Raw genomic sequence first — 20,170 nt, 5'->3', positions numbered from 1 at the left:
TACATGCAATCCGGGACAACAATTTCATGCAACCCGCGAATCGCTTCAAGACTTAAATTCTAACTTGTTCCCGCTCTTTGTTCAATGCACAAAAACAAGTTTTTCAGAATTATTTCGGTACGTCGTTGCTGGCGGCGGCCGGCGCTGCCGCCGGAGCGCTAGCCGCGGAAGCCGCAGGAACAGATGCAGCAACCGGCGCCGAAGCCACGACGGGAGCCGGCGCCGTAGCGCCCAGCAAGCCTGCCGAAGGCTTCGAATGATAAGACCCCAAGTAAGTTAATGCAAGCGTCGAGACAAAAAAGACCGTTGCAAGAATCGCCGTTGTGCGCGACAGAAAGTTCGCGGCGCCGGTCGCGCCAAACAGGCTACCCGAAGCACCGCTGCCGAACGCGGCGCCCATGTCGGCGCCCTTGCCGTGCTGCAGCAAAACGAGGCCGATCACCCCGAGCGCCGACAGAATCTGGACGACGATAATCAACGTTTTCAAATACAGCATCACACTCACCTGAGTCCTTGTTGAGCACAGCCTCCCCGGAGGCATGCGCATGTGCGGCCGGCACGAGCGTCGCGGGAGGCGACGTGCCCAAGCCTTACTCTTATCCCGCGACGCTCACGCCCGCCCCAGCGGCCGCGCAAATCGCGAGGAAATCTCCAGCCTTCAGCGCAGCGCCGCCGATCAGGCCACCATCGATATCGGCCTGACGAAACAACTCCGCCGCATTCTCCGGCTTCACGCTGCCGCCGTACAGCAGCGGCACGTCCGCCACCTGCGCGCCCTTCGCGGCAAGCCGCGCACGCAGGAACGCATGTACCTGCTGCGCCTGCTCCGCAGTCGCGCTCTTGCCCGTGCCAATGGCCCAGACCGGCTCATAGGCTACGACGATGCGCGCCGCCTCTTCGACCGACAGCACCGCCAGCACTGCGTCCAGCTGCGCGCCGACCACTTGCTCGGTCGTACCGCCTTCACGCTGCTCCAGCGTCTCGCCCACGCAGACGATCGGCGTGAGGCCGGCCGCAAGCGCGCGCTGCGTCTTCTGCGCGACGAGTTCGGAGCTTTCGCCGTGATACGCCCGACGCTCGGAGTGACCGACGATCGCGAACCCTGCCTCGAATTCGGCAACCATGCCCGCTGCGACTTCGCCCGTCCAGGCGCCCTGCTCGTGCGCGGACACGTCCTGCGCGCCCCAGACTACGCGGCTGCCGCCGAGCAAAGCCTGAGCCTGCGCAAGATAGGGAAACGGCACGCACACGCCGACGCGCACCCCGGCGTGCAGCGACTGCACGCCCTGCACGACGCCTTCGAGCAATGCCGCATTGGCCGCGAGGCGACCATGCATCTTCCAGTTACCGACTACGAGCTTCGATCGTTGATTCGTCATTGTTCCGGTTGCTGTTAAAAGCGGACGCAAAACGCAGAATTTTACTGCGTGCAATCGAGGCGGGTCAAACCGGCCTGCTCCGGACCCGCGAAAAAAGCATCAAAAAAATGCCGAAAAATCAAAGCATGAACCCGCCGTTGCCCCATACAGCGGGCCCGCGCGGGTTCATAGCGGCGCCATCAGGTCGACTGCCCCCAATCGAGCATGATCTTGCCGATGTGTTCGCTGCTCTCCATCAGCGCGTGGGCCTCGGCCGCCCGCGCAGCCGGGAAGACGCGGAACACGACCGGCTTGATCCGCCCCTCTTCAAGCAGCGGCCACACATTCGCCTTCAATTCGTGGGCGATCTGCGCCTTGAATTCAACCGAACGGGCGCGCAGTGTCGAGCCCGTAATCGTCAGGCGGCGGCGCAAGATTTCGCCCATGTTGACCTCGGCCTTCGAGCCGCCGAGCGTCGCAATCAGTACGATGCGGCCGCCATTGGCCAGTGCCGAAAGCTCGCGCGACACGTAACCGCCCGCAACCATGTCGAGAATCACGTCGACGCCACGGTCGTTCGTGAGCGCCTTAACGACCTCCACGAAATCTTCGTTGCGATAGTTGATGGCGCGGTCGGCGCCCAACTGCTCGCAGGCCCGGCACTTGTCGTCCGACCCCGCGGTCGCGAAGACGCGAAAGCCGAGTGCATGCGCAATCTGGATAGCCGTAACGCCGATCCCGCTCGAACCGCCCTGCACGAGCAGCGTCTCGTTCTCGCCGCCCTCGCCCTTGCCAAGCAAGGCGCGCTGGAACACGTTGCTCCACACCGTGAAATAGGTCTCGGGCAACGACGCCGCTTCAATATCCGTGAGTCCCTTCGGCACCGGCAGGCACTGACCGAGCGGCGCGACCGCGTACTCGGCGTAGCCGCCGCCCGCGATCAGCGCGCACACACGATCGCCGAGCTTCAGGCCGAACGGATTGCTCTTTTCGTCGATCGTCCCGCCGACGATCTCGCCCGCCACTTCGAGCCCCGGCAGATCGGAAATCCCCGGCGGCGGCGCATACGAACCCTTGCGCTGAAACACGTCGGGGCGATTCACGCCCGACGCACCCACCTTGATCAGCACCTCGCCGGCCTTCGGCTCGGGCATCGGGCGCTCGGTCAGCTTGAGCACGTCCGGCGCACCGAATTCAGTAATTTCCACTGCCTTCATCTCGCGTCTCCGTAGGGCGTAAACCTCAATCTCACATTCTCATAAAAAAACGGCCGGCGCGCTCATCGCGTGCCGGCCGTTTCAGCAATCCGCCTTACTGCTGCGGCTCGCCCTGCGGTGCGCCGTTAGCGGCTGCTTCGTTGAGCAGCGCCTTGGCGGACAGGCGCACGCGGCCCTTCTCGTCCGTCTGGATGACCTTGACCTTCACGATCTGGCCTTCCTTCAGGTAGTCGTTGATGTCCTTGATGCGCTCGTTGGCGATTTCGGAAATATGCAGCAGGCCATCCTTGCCCGGCAGCAGGTTCACGATCGCGCCGAAGTCGAGCAGCTTGAGGACCGCGCCTTCGTACACCTGGCCCACTTCCACTTCAGCCGTGATGTTCTCGATGCGCTTCTTCGCTTCGGCCATGCCTTCGCTCGAGGTCGAAGCGATGGTCACGACGCCGTCGTCCGAAATGTCGATGGTCGTGCCGGTTTCTTCGGTCAGCGCGCGGATCACCGAACCGCCCTTGCCGATCACGTCGCGGATCTTCTCCGGGTTGATCTTGACGGTGATCATGCGCGGAGCGTAGGCCGACAGTTCCGTGTTCACGCCCGACACCGCCGAGGTCATCTTGCCGAGGATGTGCATACGGCCTTCCTTCGCTTGCGCGAGGGCGACCTGCATGATTTCCTTGGTGATGCCCTGGATCTTGATGTCCATCTGCAGCGCGGTCACGCCAGCTTCCGTGCCCGCAACCTTGAAGTCCATGTCGCCGAGGTGATCTTCGTCACCGAGGATGTCGGTTAGCACAGCGAATTTGTTGCCTTCGAGGATCAGGCCCATCGCGATACCGGCGACGTGCGCCTTCATCGGCACGCCGGCGTCCATCAGCGCGAGGCAGCCGCCGCACACCGAAGCCATCGACGACGAACCGTTCGACTCGGTGATTTCCGAGACCACGCGGATCGAGTAGCCGAACTCTTCGGCGCTCGGCAGGCACGCGACGAGCGCGCGCTTGGCCAGCCGCCCGTGGCCGATTTCACGGCGCTTGGGCGAACCCACGCGGCCCGTTTCGCCGGTCGCGAACGGGGGCATGTTGTAGTGGAGCATGAAGCGGTCGCGGTACTCGCCTTCGAGCGCGTCGATGATCTGCTCGTCGCCCTTGGTGCCGAGCGTCGCGACGACCAGCGCCTGCGTTTCGCCGCGCGTGAAGAGCGCCGAACCGTGGGTACGCGGCAGCACGCCGGTGCGGATCTCGATCGGGCGCACGGTGCGCGTGTCACGGCCGTCGATGCGCGGCTCGCCGTTGAGGATCTGCGAGCGGACGATCTTCGCTTCGAGGTCGAAAATGATGTTGCCGACCGTCGCCTTGTCGGCCGCCGTCGTGCCGGCCGCAGCCGCTTCTTCTTCGAGCTTCGCCGACGTTGCTGCGTAGACTTCCTTCAGCTTGGTCGAGCGTTGCTGCTTGTCGCGCAGTTGATATGCGGCGAGCAGATTGTCGTTGGCGATGGCCGTGACGCGCGCGATGAGCGCTTCGTCCTTCGGCGCCGGCTGCCAGTCCCACTCGGGCTTGCCGCCGTCACGCACCAGTTCGTGGATTGCGTCGATGGCCGTTTGCATCTGCTCGTGGCCGAACACCACGGCGCCGAGCATCACGTCTTCCGGCAGCTGGTCGGCTTCCGACTCCACCATCAGCACGGCGCGCTCGGTACCGGCCACGACGAGGTCGAGACGCGAGTCCTTGATCTGCGCGCGCGTCGGGTTCAGCACGTATTCGTTGTTGATGTAAGCAACGCGTGCGGCGCCAACCGGACCGTTGAACGGCAGACCCGAGATCGCCAGTGCAGCCGACGCGCCGATCAGCGCAGGGATGTCAGCCGGGATTTCCGGGTTGATCGACAGAACGTGGATCACGACCTGGACTTCGTTGTAGAAGCCTTCCGGGAAAAGCGGGCGCAGCGGGCGGTCGATCAGGCGCGAGATCAGCGTCTCGCCTTCCGACGGACGGCCTTCGCGGCGGAAGAAGCCGCCCGGAATCTTGCCGGCCGAATACGTCTTCTCGATGTAGTCGACGGTGAGCGGGAAGAAGTCCTGACCCGGCTTCGCGGTCTTGGCGCCAACGACGGTCGCGAGCACCACGGTGTCTTCGACGTCGACGATGACGGCGCCGCTCGCCTGACGGGCGATTTCACCGGTTTCGAGGCGCACATTGTGCTGGCCCCATTTGAATTCCTTCACGACTTTATTGAACATGGTCATGGTCACTCACTCCTTACTCATTTGTTATGCATCGCCCGCACACGCGGGCGACACGGCAAGACAGAATCCGGCACCGCGCAGGTAGAGGAGTGTTATGCCATTCCAGCGGACCGCGCGGATGCGACGATGACGCGGCGCGTCTACGACGTGTTGTCGCACGATTCGATGGAATGACACAAAGCTCTGCCCCGAGGCCCGGCCCTGCTGCTCTTACTGCTGCTTTTACCGCTATGGTTGCTGCTTCGTACTGCTATCCGGCGCGCATCGCATGAAGCGGACCGTTCAAAAACAAAATGCCTGCATCAGTGGAACTGACACAGGCATCTTTCGGCAAGACCTTGCGATTACTTGCGCAGACCCAGCTTCTCGATCAGTGCGCGGTAACGATCTGCGTCCTTGCCCTTCAGGTAGTCGAGCAGCTTGCGGCGGCGGCTCACCATGCGCAGCAGACCGCGGCGGCTGTGGTGATCCTTCGCGTGCGACTTGAAGTGGCCGGTCAGTTCGTTGATACGCGACGTCAGGAGGGCAACCTGGACTTCGGGCGAACCCGTGTCACCGGTGCCACGCGCGAATTGCGCGACGATGTCGGACTTCTTGATATCTGCTACGGACATTTTGCTTTTCCTTTAAAACAAACAAGCGGTCACGGAAGAATGGCCGTGCCGTGGTTGTGACTATTGCTGTCTTGCCGTAAATCACGACAAGACGCGCATTGTAGCACAGGCCGAATTCGCCGCGAGCACGGCCTGCACGGGCCCGGTTCAGGGACGCTTCATCTTGCAGACCGTCGCCGGCACCGTGCGTTCCGCCGGCAGCGTCAGCACCGTGCGAAAGCCGTATTGCGACCCCTCGTTGTCGTAGCGCACGCCCGGCGCGCCCTGCTTGTCCATCTGCATCACGTAAAGGGGCTGGATCACCTGATGATCGTCGGCGCGCATCCACATCGGATGGAAGCTGCTTTCGTCTCCCGCGAAGCGCATGCCCTCGAGCGCCGTCGCGACCGCTTCCGGCTGCGCCGAGCCGGCCTTCGTCATGGCCTGGGCGAGCATCTCCACGAGCATGCTCATGCGCAGCACCGGATAGTCGTCCTGCGGTGCCGGATAGCGGGCCCGGAACGCCGCATACCACGCGTCGGAGCCCGCGCCGCCCGCGTTCGGATGCCAGTCGGCCACGGCGATCACGCGCTTGACGCCGGCCTCGCCGAGCGCCGCCGGCGCGCCGAGACTGTTGCCGTAGAACGTGTAGAACCGGGTGTCGAGCCCCTGTTCGCGCGCGGCCTTCACGAGCAGCGTGAGATCGCTGCCCCAATTACCGGTGATGACCGCATCCGCACCCGCCGCGCGAATCTTCGCGACATAAGGCGCGAAATCCTTCACCCGGCCGATCGGATGAAACTCGTCGCCCACCACGGCGATGTCCGGGCGCCGCTTTGCCAGCGCCGCGCGTGCGAGCGTGCTCACATCGTGGCCGAAGCTGTAGTCCTGATTCAGCAGATAGACCTTCCTCACCGATTTGTCGGCGGCGATCACGTCCGCGAGCGCCTCCATGCGCATGCCCGCGTGCGCGTCGAAGCGAAAGTGCCAGAAGCTGCAATTCGCGTTGGTAAGTGCGGGATCGTCGGCCGAATAGTTGAGGAAGAGCTCACGATTATCGGGCTCGCGCGCGTTCTGGCGATCGATCGCCGCGACGAGCGCCGCCGCCACCGCCGAGCTGTTGCCCTGCAGGATGAAGCCGATATGGCGATCCACCGCCGCACGCAGCTGCATCAACGCTGCCTCGGTGCTGCCCTTGCTGTCGAGGACCACGAGGTCGAGCGGATGACGCCCATCGGCCAGCGTGACGCCGCCGCGCGCATTCACGCGCTCGACGCCGAAACGCAGATTGCGCTCGACGGCCGCACCCGCGTCCGCGAACGGTCCGGACATGCCTTCGATCAGCGCGAGCTGGATCGGCTGCCCAGCAGGCGCTGGTGCGCTCGCCGCATGCGCGCCAGCCGCCGCCAGCGCCACGCCCAACCCTGTCGCCGCCAGCGCCGCCTTCGCGCGCGTCCATCGTGTCTTGTTGCATGACTTCATGCGCCCGCCCCCTTCGTGCATGACCCTGTTCATGTGAAGCGCGGATCATAGGACGCCCATGCGCACCCCGGCAAGCCATCGCGATCCCGACGTGTCAAAATAACGGTTCCAGAGAGGGTTCCAGACAATTCGAACCCAGCTTCGAATCCGCACGGCGTCCATCGCGCACGTGTCCATGGGGGACTTCATGCTCAAGCGCTTTTCATCCGCCATCGCCGCGCGGCTGCCGCGCGCCACGTCCCGCGCGCTCGCCGCCAGCATGGGCGCGCTCGCACTCGCCGCCTGCGTGCAGCCGTGGCAGCAATTTCACGCGGGCGACGACGCACAGGCCGTGGTTGCCCGCTTCGGCCCGCCGCGCGAAGTCTACGATCTCCCCAACGGCGGCAAGCGCCTGATGTGGCCCACCCAGCCGATGGGCGAAACCACCGTCGCCGCCGACATCGACGCCAGCGGCAAGGTGCAGAGCGTGCGCCAGGTGCTGCAACCCAGCGAGTTCTACAAAGCCGAGATCGGCAAATGGACGCGCACCGATGTGCTCGTGAACTTCGGCCGTCCGGTAGAAACCGCCTACTTCCCGCTGATGAAGCGCGATGCCTGGACCTACCGCTACCTCGAAGACGGCGTCTGGTACATGCTCTACAGCTTCTATTTCGACGACCAGGGCATTCTGCGGCTCACACAAAAGACCCCCGATCCGCTTCACGATCCCGACCGGCGCAGCGTGTTCTAAGTCCGCAAGCGGTCGCCGCGCATCGCCAGCAACCCTGCACAAGACAAAGCCCCCGCGCTCACACGAGCACGGGGGCTTGTTATTTGGGCGGCGCGGCGCAGGCAGGGCAAATCGCCCCCGCCGCGCTGGCACCACCTATGAACGCTGCGGATTGAGCTTGTCGCCCGAATAAAGCTTGTTCAGCGCCGAAATATAAGCCTTCGCCGAGGCGGCAACGATATCCGGATCGGTTCCCACGCCGTTGACGATGCGGCCTGCCTTCGAGAGGCGCACGGTCACTTCGCCCTGCGCCTGGGTGCCCGTCGTGATTGCGTTGACCGAGTACAGCAGCAGTTCCGAGCCGCTGCCCACTTCGGTTTCGATGGCGTTGAGCGTGGCGTCCACCGGGCCATTGCCCGCGGCTTCGCCGGTCACTTCCTTGCCGTCCGCCGAGAACACCACGCGAGCGTGCGGGCGCTCGCCCGTCTCCGAGTGCTGCGCGAGGGAAATGAACTTGAAGTGCTCCTTCTCCTGCGCTTCCGCCGACTCCTCGGTCACGATCGCGATGATGTCTTCGTCGAAGATTTCGGCCTTGCGGTCGGCCAGTTCCTTGAAGCGCGCGAACGCGCTGTTGAGCTCAGCTTCGCTCTCGAGCGCAATGCCGAGTTCCTGCAGGCGCTGCTTGAACGCGTTGCGGCCCGACAGCTTGCCGAGCACGATCTTGTTCGCGGTCCAGCCCACATCTTCCGCGCGCATGATTTCGTACGTGTCGCGCGCCTTGAGCACGCCGTCCTGATGGATGCCCGACGCATGCGCGAACGCGTTCGCGCCCACCACGGCCTTGTTCGGCTGCACCACGAAGCCGGTGATCTGCGAAACGAGCTTCGAGGCCGGCACGATCTGCGTGGTGTCGAGGCCGAGCTCGAGGCCGAAGTAGTCCTTGCGGGTCTTTACCGCCATGACGATTTCTTCGAGCGAGGTGTTGCCCGCGCGCTCGCCCAGACCGTTGATGGTGCACTCCACCTGACGCGCGCCGCCAATCTGCACGCCGGCGAGCGAGTTGGCGACGGCCATGCCGAGGTCGTTGTGGCAATGCACCGAGAACACCGCCTTGTCCGAATTCGGAATGCGCTCGCGCAGCGTCTTGACGAGGTTGCCGTAAAGCTCCGGAATGCCGTAGCCCACTGTATCGGCGATATTGATCGTGGTCGCGCCTTCGGCGATCACCGATTCGATCACGCGGCACAGGAAGTCCATGTCCGAGCGGCTGCCATCTTCGGGCGAGAATTCCACGTCGTTCGTGAACTTTCGCGCGAAGCGCACGGCCAGCTTCGCCTGTTCGAGCACCTGCTCGGGAGACATGCGCAGCTTCTTCTCCATGTGCAGCGCGGAGGTGGCGATGAACGTGTGGATCCGGAAGTGATCGGCGGGCTTGAGCGCGTCGGCGGCGCGCTGGATATCCTTGTCGTTCGCACGGGCGAGCGAGCAGATGGTACTGTCCTTGATCATGCCGGCGATCGTGTGGATCGCGTCGAAGTCGCCGTTCGAGCTGGCCGCAAAGCCCGCTTCGATGACGTCGACCTTCATGCGCTCGAGTTGCTTCGCGATGCGGATCTTCTCTTCTTTCGTCATCGACGCACCGGGCGATTGCTCGCCATCACGCAACGTCGTATCGAAAATGATGAGCTTGTCTGCTGCCATTTCGGGTCTCCAGGGGGACTTGTTCAGTGTCTAAAAACGGATTTCGGGTGTTCGCGCCACCGTGGGCGACGCTGACAATGAACGAGGCTTACGGAGGGCGAGCGAGATCAGCGCGGCAGGCGCGCTAGCGCTAGCGTGCTTAGTCGCGCGCCGGCTTGAAGGGAGAGGAAGGGGAACAGGATGGTGTCCATGTCGGCGACTATAGCCGGATTCCACCGATAGCGCAATTGGCAAGGGCCCACGGTTCCGGGAAGCCGAATTAAAAGGGCCGCGCTCGTGCGCGGCCCTTCATACGTTTGCCCAAGGCTTGCCTGGAGTCAGGCGCCCTACCGCTCGCGCGGCAAAGAACGCGCCGGGTTCGTGCGCCCGCGCACGCCCTGCCAGGCCCAGAACACATAGCCCGAAAGTCCGTAGAGCACGAAGAGGCCGAACAGCATCAATGGCGGATCGGACGACACGAGCACGAACGCCACCACCACGAGCAGCGTGGCCGCGAATGGGACGCGATGCCTTACATCAAGCGCTTTGCCGCTATAGAACGGGGCGTTCGAAACCATCGTCACGCCCGCATAGATCGTCAGCGCGAAAGCGGTCCAGGGCAGCCACGAAAGCTTCACCGGCACGCGGTTGTCGGTGGCGAGCCAGACGAAGCCCGCGATCAGCGCCGCCGCAGCCGGGCTCGGCATGCCCTGGAAGAAGCGCTTGTCCACCACGGCGATATTGGTGTTGAAGCGCGCAAGACGCAGTGCGGCGCCCGAGCAGTAGACAAATGCCGCGAGCCAGCCCCAGCGCCCGAGATCCTTGAGCACCCACTCGTACATCACGAGCGCGGGCGCGACGCCGAACGAAACCATGTCCGAAAGGCTGTCGAACTGCTCGCCGAACGCGCTCTGCGAGTGCGTCATGCGCGCGACACGCCCATCCATGCCGTCGAGCACCATCGCCACGAAAATGGCGATGGCCGCCACCTCGAAGCGCACGTTCATGGCCTGCACGACCGCGAAGAAGCCGCAAAACAGCGCCGCGGTGGTGAACGCATTGGGCAGCAAGTAGATGCCGCGCTTTTTCAGGAAGTCCTGGCGCGCGGCACGACGGCTCGCGGCAAGGCCCACGGGATCCTGAACCACCGCCTTGTTGCGGCGAAACGGGCGCGGCAGCGGCGCGCCAGCGGGATTGCGGGGTCGACGCGGTTTAAATCCGGCCATCGCTGCCCTCCTTATGCCGATTGCGTCGGCAGTTCGGCGAGGATCGTCGACGAAGCGGACACCTTTTCGCCGATCGACACGCGCGGGCGGCTGCCAACCGGCAAATACACGTCCACGCGCGAGCCGAACCGGATGAAGCCGTAGCGCTGGCCGCGCGAGAGCGGTTCGCCGGCGCGCACGTAGCAGAGAATGCGGCGCGCGATGAGGCCGGCGATCTGCACCGAGGTGACGGTCGTGCCGTCGGCCATCGTCAGGACGACTGCGTTGCGCTCATTTTCGGTCGAGGCCTTGTCGATGGCGGCGTTCAGGTACGCACCCGGGAAGTACTCGACCTTCGCGACGGCGCCGTCCACGGGCGAGCGCTGCGAGTGCACGTTGAACACATTCATGAACACGCTGATCTTGAGCGCTTCACGGTTGGCGTACGGGTCATGTGCGGTTTCGACCGCAACGATGCGGCCGTCGGCCGGGCACAGCACGGCATTGGCCTGGGTGGGAATCGGGCGCGGCGGATCGCGGAAGAACTGGACGACGAAGATCAGGATCAGCCAGAACGGCCATGCGAGACCGAAGCCTGCGACCGCATGGATCAGGAGCGCAACGACGGCCGCAATGGCGATGAACGGCCAGCCTTCGCGCGCGATGATCGGATGGGGGTAATTCATGGTGGCTTCGCTGTTATTTTAAAAACCGTAGCATAACAAAAGCCGCCCAGGGTTCATCCCACCTGGGCGGCTTTCTTTGATACCGGGCGTCGTGCAATGCGGCAAATCCGCACGCACGACCAGAACGGCTCCGTCAGATCAGTTCTTCGACTGGTCGACGAGCTTGTTCGCGGCGATCCACGGCATCATCGCGCGCAGCTTGGCACCGACCACTTCGATCTGGTGCTCGGCGCCGAGGCGGCGGCGCGACTGCAGCGTCGGCGCGCCGGCCTTGTTCTCGAGAATGAAGCTCTTCGCGTACTCGCCGGTCTGGATGTCCTTCAGGACGTCCTTCATGACCTTCTTCGTCTCTTCCGTGACGACGCGCGGGCCGGTCACGTACTCGCCGTACTCGGCGTTGTTCGAGATCGAGTAGTTCATGTTCGCGATGCCGCCTTCGTAGATCAGGTCGACGATCAGCTTCAGTTCGTGCAGGCACTCGAAGTACGCCATTTCCGGCGCGTAGCCCGCTTCCACCAGCGTTTCGAAGCCAGCCTTGATCAGCTCGACCGTACCGCCGCACAGCACGGCCTGCTCGCCGAACAGGTCGGTTTCGGTTTCTTCGCGGAAGTTCGTTTCGATGATGCCGGCACGGCCGCCGCCGTTCGCTGCCGCGTACGACAGGGCGATGTCACGCGCCGCGCCCGACTTGTCCTGGTGGACAGCGATCAGGTGGGGCACGCCGCCGCCTTGCGAGTAGGTGCCGCGAACCGTGTGGCCCGGCGCCTTCGGCGCGATCATGATGACGTCCAGATCCGCGCGCGGGATCACCTGGCCGTAGTGCACGTTGAAGCCGTGGGCGAACGCGAGCGCTGCGCCGTTCTTGATGTTCGCGTGAACTTCCTTCGCGTAGACGTCGGCGATCTGCTCGTCGGGCAGCAGCATCATGACGACGTCGGCGCCCTTCACCGCTTCGGCCACTTCCTTGACCTGCAGGCCGGCGTTCTCAGCCTTGCTCCACGATGCGCCGTTCTTGCGCAGACCGACCGTGACGTTCACGCCGCTTTCCTTCAGGTTCAGCGCGTGGGCGTGGCCTTGCGAGCCGTAACCGATGATCGTGACCTGCTTGCCCTTGATGAGGGAGAGATCGGCGTCCTTGTCGTAGAAAACTTTCATGTTGGTTCCTTGGCGAGATACTTGATGAATTTCGGTATTGCTATCAGCTTGCGCTGCACCGGATGCGTCGCTCTTGCGCTCGGCACCCGGTCGAGTTGCGGTGCATGATCCGACAAACCCGCAAAAAAGATCGGGTGTCACACCTTCAGAATGCGCTCTCCGCGCCCGATGCCCGAGCCGCCCGTACGAACGGTTTCGAGAATCGCAGCGGCGTCGATCGCTTCGATGAACGCGTCGAGCTTGTCGCTCGCACCCGTCAGTTCGATCGTATAAGTCTTTTCGGTGACGTCGATGATACGGCCGCGGAAAATGTCCGCCATCCGCTTCATCTCCTCGCGTTCCTTGCCGACCGCCCTGACCTTGATCAGCATCAGCTCGCGCTCGATGTGGGCGCCCTCGGTCAGGTCGACCACTTTCACCACCTCGATCAGGCGGTTCAGATGCTTCGTGATCTGTTCGATCACGTCGTCCGAGCCAATGGAAACGATGGTCATGCGCGACAGCGAACGGTCTTCGGTCGGCGCCACCGTCAAGGTTTCAATGTTGTAGCCGCGTGCGGAGAAGAGGCCGACCACGCGCGAGAGCGCGCCCGGCTCGTTTTCCAGCAAAACGGAAATGATGTGTCTCATGATGTGATCCGCGAATTATCCAGTTTGACGAGGCTGCCGCCCTTCCCCGCGAACCCGCACGCCCGTTGTGTGGACGCGCGCCGCGCGAGGTTGGTGCGGCGCCGTGCAAATACCGTTAGAGGTCTTCCGAGCCGAGCAGCATCTCGGTGATGCCCTTGCCGGCCTGTACCATCGGCCAGACGTTTTCGGAAGGGTCGGTCTGGAAATCGAGGAACACCGTGCGGTCCTTCAGGCGCAGCGCTTCCTTGAGCGCCGGCTCCACATCAGCCGTCTTTTCGATCCGCATGCCGACGTGGCCATACGCTTCGGCGAGCTTCACGAAGTCAGGCAGCGCATCCATGTACGAATGCGAATAGCGCTTGCTGTATTCGATCTGCTGCCACTGGCGAACCATGCCGAGGTAGCGGTTGTTCAGCGAAATGATCTTCACGGGCGTGTCGTACTGCTTGCAGGTCGACAGCTCCTGAATGCACATCTGGATCGAGCCTTCGCCCGTGATGCACAGCACGTCGGAGTCGGGATGCGCCATCTTCACGCCCATCGCCGCCGGCAGGCCGAAGCCCATGGTGCCGAGGCCACCCGAGTTGATCCAGCGGCGCGGCTCGTTGAAGCGATAGAACTGCGCCGCCCACATCTGGTGCTGGCCCACGTCCGAACACACGAACGCGTTGCCGCCCGTGAGCTCCCACGCCTTTTCCACCACGTACTGCGGCTTGATGATGTCGCTCGAGCGGTCGAATTTCAGGCAGTTCTTCTCGCGCCAGCCTTCGATGTCCTTCCACCAGTCGGCGAGGGCCGCCGTATCGGGGCCGTGCTCGGCGTGCTGAAGCTGCTCGATGAGCTCCTTGAGCACTTCCTTCACGTCGCCGACGATAGGGATATCGACCTTCACGCGCTTCGAGATCGACGACGGGTCGATGTCGATATGAATGATCTTGCGCGGACGCGAAGCAAAGTGATGCGGGTCGCCGATCACGCGGTCGTCGAAGCGAGCGCCGATCGCGATCAGCACGTCGCAGTGCTGCATCGCCATGTTGGCTTCGTAGGTGCCGTGCATGCCGAGCATGCCGAGGAACTTGCGGTCGCTCGCGCGGTAGCCGCCCAGACCCATCAGCGTGTTCGTGACCGGGTAGCCGAGCAGGTCGGCGAACTGGTTCAGTTCGCGCGACGCATCCGCGAGGATGATGCCGCCGCCGGTGTAGATATACGGACGCTTGGCCGAGAGGAGCAGCGAGACCGCCTTGCGGATCTGCCCCGAATGGCCCTTGGTGACCGGGTTGTACGAACGCAGCGCGACGTTTTTAATCGGTTCATACGTGCACGGCGTCTTCGACACGTCCTTCGGGATGTCGATCAGCACGGGGCCGGGACGGCCGGTGCGCGCAATGTAGAAAGCTTTCTTGACGGTAGCGGCGAGATCGCGCACGTCCTTCACGAGGAAGTTGTGCTTCACGCAGGGACGCGTGATGCCGACCGTGTCGCACTCCTGGAAGGCGTCCTGACCAATCGCGGCGGTAGGCACCTGGCCGCTGATGATCACCATCGGGATCGAGTCCATATAGGCCGTCGCGATGCCCGTCACCGCATTGGTGACGCCAGGCCCCGAGGTCACGAGACACACGCCGACCTTGCCGGTCGAACGCGCGTAGGCGTCGGCCGCATGCACGGCTGCCTGTTCGTGGCGCACGAGAACGTGCTGGATTTTGTCCTGCTTGTACAGCTCGTCGTAAATGTAAAGTACCGAGCCGCCGGGGTAGCCCCAAATGAATTCGACCTGCTCGTCGGCGAGCGCCTTCATCAGCACGGTTCCGCCGATGGACGTATGAGCTTGGGAGTCAGATTCTTGCGGGGGGGGGACCGACGTGGAGAATTCCGCGCTGGGCATATTCATCATTCACCTTTCGAAATTTCGGCAAAAATTTGATCGGGTGCTCTCTGCCGGGCTTGTGGCTCGGGTTCAAGCGGCGCGTCCAGTTGACAGATGAGCCTCATGGGCCACACCTGAATTGAGACAAGTCACTTATGTTGCGAACCATCGACGATATCGTTTAGTCATTGTTTGGTCAAGCAATTCCTGGAACTTTCGCGCGTATCGGGCATAAATGTTGCGCGCAGGCCCAACCCGCTCGCGGGCCGATGCACAGCGGGCTCCGCCGCGCCGTGTGCGAGTCGTGCCCGCACGGCATCCGCCACGGTGAATTGACGCAGCGGACACCGGCCATGGGCTACCCGAACGGCCTGAAAATTTGCTAGCATCCGCGAGTTTTACGACATTTTTCGAACGATTACGCGTACGCTGGTGGCGGCGCCCTGCAACGGATGGCATCAGACAAGGAACTCGCCGACTTCCTGGCGGGCGTCGAAAGACGCGCGTTCAAGCAGACGGTCTACGCCGTGCGCGACGACGACGCCTCGCTCGATATCGTGCAGGACGCGATGATCAAGCTCGCGGAAAAGTACGGAGACCGCCCCGCCGCCGAACTGCCCCTGCTGTTCCAGCGCATCTTGCAGAACACCATGCACGACCATTTCCGTCGGCAGAAGGTGCGCAATACCTGGGTAAGTCTCTTCTCCTCGCTCGGCAATGCCGAGGATGATGAATTCGACATCCTCGAAACCTTCGAGGCCGAGTCGGGTTCGGCAGGCGCGGAAAGCAGCGAGCAGCAGATCGAGCGCGCGCAGGTGCTCAACCTGATCGACGAAGAGGTCCAGAAATTACCGGCACGTCAACGAGAAGCGTTTCTGATGCGTTACTGGGAAGATATGGATGTCGCCGAAACCGCCGCCGCCATGGGCTGTTCCGAAGGGAGCGTGAAAACGCACTGTTCGCGGGCCACCCACACGCTGGCTCAAGCGCTCAAGGCCAAAGGAATCACGCTATGAGCTCCGCCCTTGACAATAAAGAAACAGAATTCGTGCAGGCAATGCGCCGCGCGCTCGACGAAAGCGCCGCAGGCCTGCCCGCTGCCACTACCGCCCGTCTCGCTGCTGCCCGCAAGGTCGCGCTGAGCCGCAAGAAAGCCGAGCAACCGGTGTTCGTGCGCGTGCCGTCCTTGGCGGCCGCGGGCGCCGGCACGCTTCCCGGCGCCGCGCAAGGCGGCCTCAAACCGCCCCGCCGGCGTTCCGCGCTCGTGCGCTTCGCACTCGCCTGGCCGCTCGCGGCACTGGTTGCGGGGCTGTTCGCCATTGCGTACTTCGAAGACCAACAACGTACCGCGGAACTCGCCGATATCGACGCGGCCATGCTGAGCGACGATCTACCGCTCACGGCCTACCTCGACCACGGGTTCAACGCGTACCTGTCGCGCGCGCACTGAAGCGGGGGATTCACGGGGTGAGTTACAAGCGCGGCTTGGCCGTTGTCATTGGAACCGTAGTCGCGGCGCTCGTATCGTATGTGGCGACGTATCCGCGCTTTCATCCCGCGCCGGCCGCCGGGCCCGTTGCCGCGGCGCCGGTGCAATCCCAGGCTTCCAGCGTCGGGGCCCCGGCTGCCGCGCCTGTGCTGCCCGAAAACGCCGGCCCGCTGTCCTGGGCGCGCCTCACGGACGCCCAGCGCGCGGCGCTCGCCCCCTTTGCCGGCGAATGGGACACGTTCAGCGACGCGCGCAAGCGCAAGTGGCTGAGAATCGCCGCACGTTACCCGAAGATGTCGCCAGAAGCGCAAAAGCGCCTCCAGGAACGCATGACCGAATGGGTGCGCATGACGCCTGAGCAGCGCCGCGTGGCGCGCGAGAACTATCAGGTGTCCAAGGAACTGACCGCTCAGGCGCGCCAGCGTGCGTGGAAGGCCTATCAGCAGCTTCCCGAAGAGCAGAAAGAGCACCTCGCCGCCAGCGAGCGCAAGCGCCGCACCGTGGTCAGCGCGCCGCCGAGCGGCAACAAGAGCGAGATTCGCGACATCGGACGGCTCGTGAACGAGCGCGAGCACGGTGTGCGGGCGCGCACGGCGTCCGGCGCCTCCGGGGCGCGAGGCGCGTCCTCGCCGGCGCAGCCTGGTCAGCCGGGTACCTCCGGGCAACTCCCGACGCCGCCCGCTGCCGCGCTCGCAGCCAGCATCCCCGCGGCGGGCAGCTTCGTGCCGGCCATTCCCATACCGGTATCGCCTGCCGAGGCGCCTGCGGCATTCAAGGGATCCTGAGCGCGCGCTTGTACGCTCCGTGCGTCGCCCTTCGCGGGCGCCAGCGCGTTTTCCCGCGTTACTCACCGCAGCGCTTAGCGTTTATCCTCACGGTGTCCCGTCCCTTATCTGCATCGCGACGCCGCCGTGACCGAACCCGTCTCCGCCACCGTGCCCGCCGCAAGCGTTGCGCAACGCTCGCCATCCGCATACGCAGCAACGCCTGACGCACAGCCGCCCTCACCCTTGCCACCCGTTACCGTGCGGCGAAGGCTCGCCGCGCTCGTCTACGAAGCTGTGCTGCTATTTGGCGTGATCTTCGCCGCCGGACTCGCGTTCAGCCTCGTTTTGCAACAGCGCAACGGCTACACCCATCATCGGCTGATGGCCGCGTGGATCGCCTTCGTGGCGGCGGTCTATTTCGTCGGCTTGTGGCATCGCGGCGGGCAAACGCTGCCGATGAAGACCTGGCGCCTGCGCGTAGTCGGCCCCGATGGCGCCCCGCCCTCGCTCGCCCGCGCCACCCTTCGCTACTTCGCTGCGTCGCTGTGGTTTTTGCCGCCGCTCGCGCTACATCCGCTCCTGAACCTTTCGGTACCGCATACGCTCGTGCTCGAAGCCGTCTGGTTCGCGTTGTGGGCCGCGAGCGCGCGCTTCGCGCCCGGACGCCAGTTCCTGCACGACAGGATCGCCGGGACACGCATCGTCGCCCTGCCGACGTAAGCCCAGACGCCAGCGCCGCCGCGCCGCCCCGTCATCGAACCGTCATGGCACGTCGCGCCTGCGCTGCCGTTCGCGCAGGCCACCATGCCGCCGCCAGCCCCCGCGCGGCTTCGCGCGCGCCTCCGGATTCTCACAAGGACTGCGTAACAAGACCTTCTTGTGACTGTCACGTCGACGTCACGGCTTCATGGCGCAATGCGCGTATTGCAACCTGCCGCGTGTGCCATGGCCCAGAAGACGTCCGCGACCTCATTATTCCGGCAGACCACCGGGCCGGGCGCCGACCCCGCCGCCTTCCACCCCGGTCCCGGCGCAGCAGCGCCCGCACTGCCCCTGCCTTTGCCCCTGAACGGCGCGCCGTCTCCCGCCGCCCACGACGACGATCACCCCGCCCCGCACCGCTATCGCACGATCTGGCTCTCCGACATTCATCTGGGCACCAACGGCTGCCAGGCGAACTATCTGCTCGACTTCCTGCGCCACAACGAGTCGGAGTATCTGTATCTGGTGGGCGACATCATCGACGGCTGGCAACTGCGCAAGGGCTGGTACTGGCCGCAGGCGCACAACGACGTCGTGCAGAAAATCCTGCGCAAGGCGCGCAAGGGCACCCAGGTGGTCTACATCCCCGGCAATCACGACGAAGGCGCGCGCCAGTTCTGCAACCTCGCGTTCGGCGACATCCACGTGCGCGAGGAGGCGTTCCACACGACGCTCTCCGGCAAGCGCCTGTGGGTCGTGCACGGCGATCTCTTCGATGGGGTGATCCAGCACGCCAAATGGCTCGCCTATCTCGGCGACTCGGCCTACACGATGATTCTGGTGCTGAACCGCTGGTTCAACCGCATCCGCGCGCGCATGGGCTTCCAGTACTGGTCGCTCTCGCAGTACCTCAAGCACCAGGTCAAGAACGCGGTGAACTTCATCTCGTCGTTCGAGCGCGTGATGACCGACGAAGCGCGTCGCCGCGGCTGCGACGGCGTGGTCTGCGGCCACATCCACAAAGCCGAGATCCGCGAGATCGACGACGTGCTCTATTGCAACGACGGCGACTGGGTGGAAAGCCTTTCGGCGCTCGTCGAGACCTTCGAGGGCGAGCTGCGCATCGTCTACTGGACCGTAATGCAGTCGCCCGAAGCCCAGCGCGCGGCGCGCAAGCAGCGCGTGAGCGCGGCCTGAACCACGCTGGAACACGCTTAAGCCGCACCCGCCACAACCCCCCATTCCAACCCACGTAACCCGAGAGCCGACGACCAATGAAAGTGATGATCGTGACCGATGCATGGGAGCCGCAAGTCAACGGCGTGGTACGGACGCTGAAGAACACCACGCGCGAACTCATCGCGCTCGGGCATCACGTCGAATTGCTCACGCCGCTCGAGTTCCGCACAGTGCCGTGCCCGACGTACCCGGAAATCCGGCTCTCGCTGATGCCGGGACGCCATCTGCGCAAGCGCATCGACGCGTTCGGCCCCGACGCCATCCACGTCGCCACCGAAGGCCCGCTCGGGCTGGCCGCGCGCCGCTACGCCATCGACCACGACCTGCCGTTCACGACCGCCTATCACACGCGCTTTCCCGAGTACGTGCAGGCGCGCTTCGGCATTCCGCTCGAAGCGACCTACCGCTTCCTGCGCTGGTTCCACAAGCCCTCGCTCGCGGTGATGGCGCCCACGCCCGTCGTCAAGACCGACCTCGAGAAGTTCGGCTTCACGAACGTCGTGCTGTGGACGCGCGGCGTCGATCTCGACATCTTCCGGCCGATGGAGTCGAAGGTGCTCAACACGGCGCGCCCGATCTTCCTCTACGTGGGGCGCGTGGCCGTGGAAAAGAATGTCGAAGCCTTCCTCAAGCTCGATCTGCCGGGCTCGAAGTGGGTCTGCGGCGAAGGCCCGGCGCTCGCCGAGCTCAAGTCGCGCTATCCCCTGGCCAACTACCTGGGCGTGCTGAGCCAGACCGAGCTCGCAAAGGTCTATGCCGCCGCCGACGTGTTCGTATTCCCGAGCCGCACCGATACCTTCGGCCTCGTGCTGCTCGAAGCGCTCGCCTGCGGCACGCCGGTGGCCGCCTATCCGGTCACGGGTCCGATCGACGTGCTGGGCACGGGCGGCGCAGGTGCCATGAACGCGGATCTGCGCGACGCCTGCCTCGAAGCCCTCAAGATCGATCGCGCCGCGGCGCGCGCGTGGGCCGAGCGCTTTTCGTGGACGGCCGCATCGGAGCAGTTCGCCTCGCACCTGAAACCGCGCTCGAGCGCCCGCATGCAGGAATCGGGCGCGGCGGCCTGAGCGCCGCCTCGAATACCGCCTGCAGCCCGCAGCGAAGCCAATGACCCGCATCCGCCCCGCACCTGGCGCCACCGTCGACGCCG

19 protein-coding genes are annotated in these 20,170 nt (G+C 64.3%); 7 read left to right on the top strand and 12 right to left on the bottom strand.

Features of this window, described 5'->3' with window-relative positions:
• Positions 1-109: 109 nt before the first annotated feature.
• From secG to P5W98_RS05010, 6 genes are all read right to left on the bottom strand, one after another.
• The gene (secG, locus tag P5W98_RS05035; RefSeq protein WP_035534397.1) at positions 110-496 is read right to left on the bottom strand and encodes a preprotein translocase subunit SecG; all 387 of its coding nucleotides are present in this window, start codon (positions 494-496) and stop codon (positions 110-112) included.
• 100 nt (positions 497-596) lie between these two features.
• Positions 597-1,379: a triose-phosphate isomerase gene (gene tpiA, locus P5W98_RS05030; protein WP_421023554.1), complete on the bottom strand. Its 783-nt coding sequence runs from the start codon at positions 1,377-1,379 to the stop codon at positions 597-599.
• 179 nt (positions 1,380-1,558) lie between these two features.
• The gene (locus tag P5W98_RS05025) at positions 1,559-2,575 is read right to left on the bottom strand and encodes an NAD(P)H-quinone oxidoreductase (protein ID WP_434718415.1); all 1,017 of its coding nucleotides are present in this window, start codon (positions 2,573-2,575) and stop codon (positions 1,559-1,561) included.
• 94 nt (positions 2,576-2,669) lie between these two features.
• Positions 2,670-4,817 (bottom strand): polyribonucleotide nucleotidyltransferase, encoded by a 2,148-nt coding sequence (gene pnp, locus P5W98_RS05020; protein WP_421023552.1) that lies wholly within the window; start codon positions 4,815-4,817, stop codon positions 2,670-2,672.
• 344 nt (positions 4,818-5,161) lie between these two features.
• The gene (gene rpsO / locus P5W98_RS05015) at positions 5,162-5,431 is read right to left on the bottom strand and encodes a 30S ribosomal protein S15 (protein WP_027795476.1); all 270 of its coding nucleotides are present in this window, start codon (positions 5,429-5,431) and stop codon (positions 5,162-5,164) included.
• 147 nt (positions 5,432-5,578) lie between these two features.
• Positions 5,579-6,892 (bottom strand): branched-chain amino acid ABC transporter substrate-binding protein, encoded by a 1,314-nt coding sequence (locus tag P5W98_RS05010; protein ID WP_434718414.1) that lies wholly within the window; start codon positions 6,890-6,892, stop codon positions 5,579-5,581.
• A gap of 259 nt (positions 6,893-7,151) precedes the next feature.
• Between P5W98_RS05010 and P5W98_RS05005 the strand changes: the two genes are divergently transcribed.
• On the top strand, positions 7,152-7,622 hold the full coding sequence (locus tag P5W98_RS05005; protein WP_421025188.1) for a hypothetical protein: 471 nt from the start codon (positions 7,152-7,154) through the stop codon (positions 7,620-7,622).
• 135 nt (positions 7,623-7,757) lie between these two features.
• Here the strand turns inward: P5W98_RS05005 and P5W98_RS05000 are convergent, their stop codons facing one another.
• From P5W98_RS05000 to P5W98_RS04975, 6 genes are all read right to left on the bottom strand, one after another.
• A complete protein-coding gene (locus P5W98_RS05000) occupies positions 7,758-9,302 on the bottom strand; it encodes a 2-isopropylmalate synthase (protein ID WP_421079220.1) in 1,545 nt (514 codons plus the stop codon).
• A gap of 326 nt (positions 9,303-9,628) precedes the next feature.
• The gene (pssA, locus tag P5W98_RS04995) at positions 9,629-10,507 is read right to left on the bottom strand and encodes a CDP-diacylglycerol--serine O-phosphatidyltransferase (protein ID WP_421023549.1); all 879 of its coding nucleotides are present in this window, start codon (positions 10,505-10,507) and stop codon (positions 9,629-9,631) included.
• Positions 10,508-10,518: 11 nt separating this feature from the next.
• Positions 10,519-11,172 carry a phosphatidylserine decarboxylase gene (locus P5W98_RS04990; RefSeq protein ID WP_035534386.1) on the bottom strand — a complete coding sequence of 218 codons (654 nt, stop codon included), beginning with the start codon at positions 11,170-11,172 and terminating at the stop codon, positions 10,519-10,521.
• Positions 11,173-11,310: 138 nt separating this feature from the next.
• Positions 11,311-12,327 (bottom strand): ketol-acid reductoisomerase, encoded by a 1,017-nt coding sequence (gene ilvC, locus P5W98_RS04985; protein WP_434718413.1) that lies wholly within the window; start codon positions 12,325-12,327, stop codon positions 11,311-11,313.
• Positions 12,328-12,464: 137 nt separating this feature from the next.
• The gene (gene ilvN / locus P5W98_RS04980; RefSeq protein ID WP_028226244.1) at positions 12,465-12,956 is read right to left on the bottom strand and encodes an acetolactate synthase small subunit; all 492 of its coding nucleotides are present in this window, start codon (positions 12,954-12,956) and stop codon (positions 12,465-12,467) included.
• Positions 12,957-13,071: 115 nt separating this feature from the next.
• Complete coding sequence (locus tag P5W98_RS04975) at positions 13,072-14,847, bottom strand: acetolactate synthase 3 catalytic subunit (protein ID WP_434718509.1); 1,776 nt, start codon at positions 14,845-14,847, stop codon at positions 13,072-13,074.
• A 428-nt stretch (positions 14,848-15,275) separates the two neighbouring features.
• Between P5W98_RS04975 and P5W98_RS04970 the strand changes: the two genes are divergently transcribed.
• The 6 genes from P5W98_RS04970 to P5W98_RS04945 all read left to right on the top strand — a co-directional run bounded on the left by P5W98_RS04970 (position 15,276) and on the right by P5W98_RS04945 (position 20,087).
• Complete coding sequence (locus P5W98_RS04970) at positions 15,276-15,839, top strand: RNA polymerase sigma factor (RefSeq protein ID WP_421023548.1); 564 nt, start codon at positions 15,276-15,278, stop codon at positions 15,837-15,839.
• On the top strand, positions 15,836-16,273 hold the full coding sequence (locus P5W98_RS04965) for a DUF3619 family protein (protein WP_421023547.1): 438 nt from the start codon (positions 15,836-15,838) through the stop codon (positions 16,271-16,273). Before P5W98_RS04970 ends, P5W98_RS04965 begins: the two co-directional genes overlap by 4 nt.
• 17 nt (positions 16,274-16,290) lie before the next feature.
• Entirely contained in the window at positions 16,291-17,097 is an 807-nt protein-coding gene (locus P5W98_RS04960) for a DUF3106 domain-containing protein (RefSeq protein ID WP_421044093.1), read from the top strand.
• Between the two features lie 126 nt (positions 17,098-17,223).
• Positions 17,224-17,799, top strand: a complete 576-nt coding sequence (locus tag P5W98_RS04955) for an RDD family protein (protein WP_434718412.1) — start codon at positions 17,224-17,226, stop codon at positions 17,797-17,799.
• 225 nt (positions 17,800-18,024) lie between these two features.
• Entirely contained in the window at positions 18,025-18,978 is a 954-nt protein-coding gene (locus P5W98_RS04950) for a UDP-2,3-diacylglucosamine diphosphatase (RefSeq protein WP_421023544.1), read from the top strand.
• 77 nt (positions 18,979-19,055) lie between these two features.
• On the top strand, positions 19,056-20,087 hold the full coding sequence (locus tag P5W98_RS04945) for a glycosyltransferase family 4 protein (RefSeq protein ID WP_421023543.1): 1,032 nt from the start codon (positions 19,056-19,058) through the stop codon (positions 20,085-20,087).
• Positions 20,088-20,170: the final 83 nt, after the last annotated feature.

The organism is Paraburkholderia sp. A1BS-2L, assembly GCF_051125205.1.
In the GTDB taxonomy this organism is placed as follows: Bacteria; Pseudomonadota; Gammaproteobacteria; order Burkholderiales; family Burkholderiaceae; genus Paraburkholderia.
The sequence above is the reverse complement of the archived record's forward strand: the minus strand, read 5'-3'. Positions and strand labels throughout refer to the sequence as shown.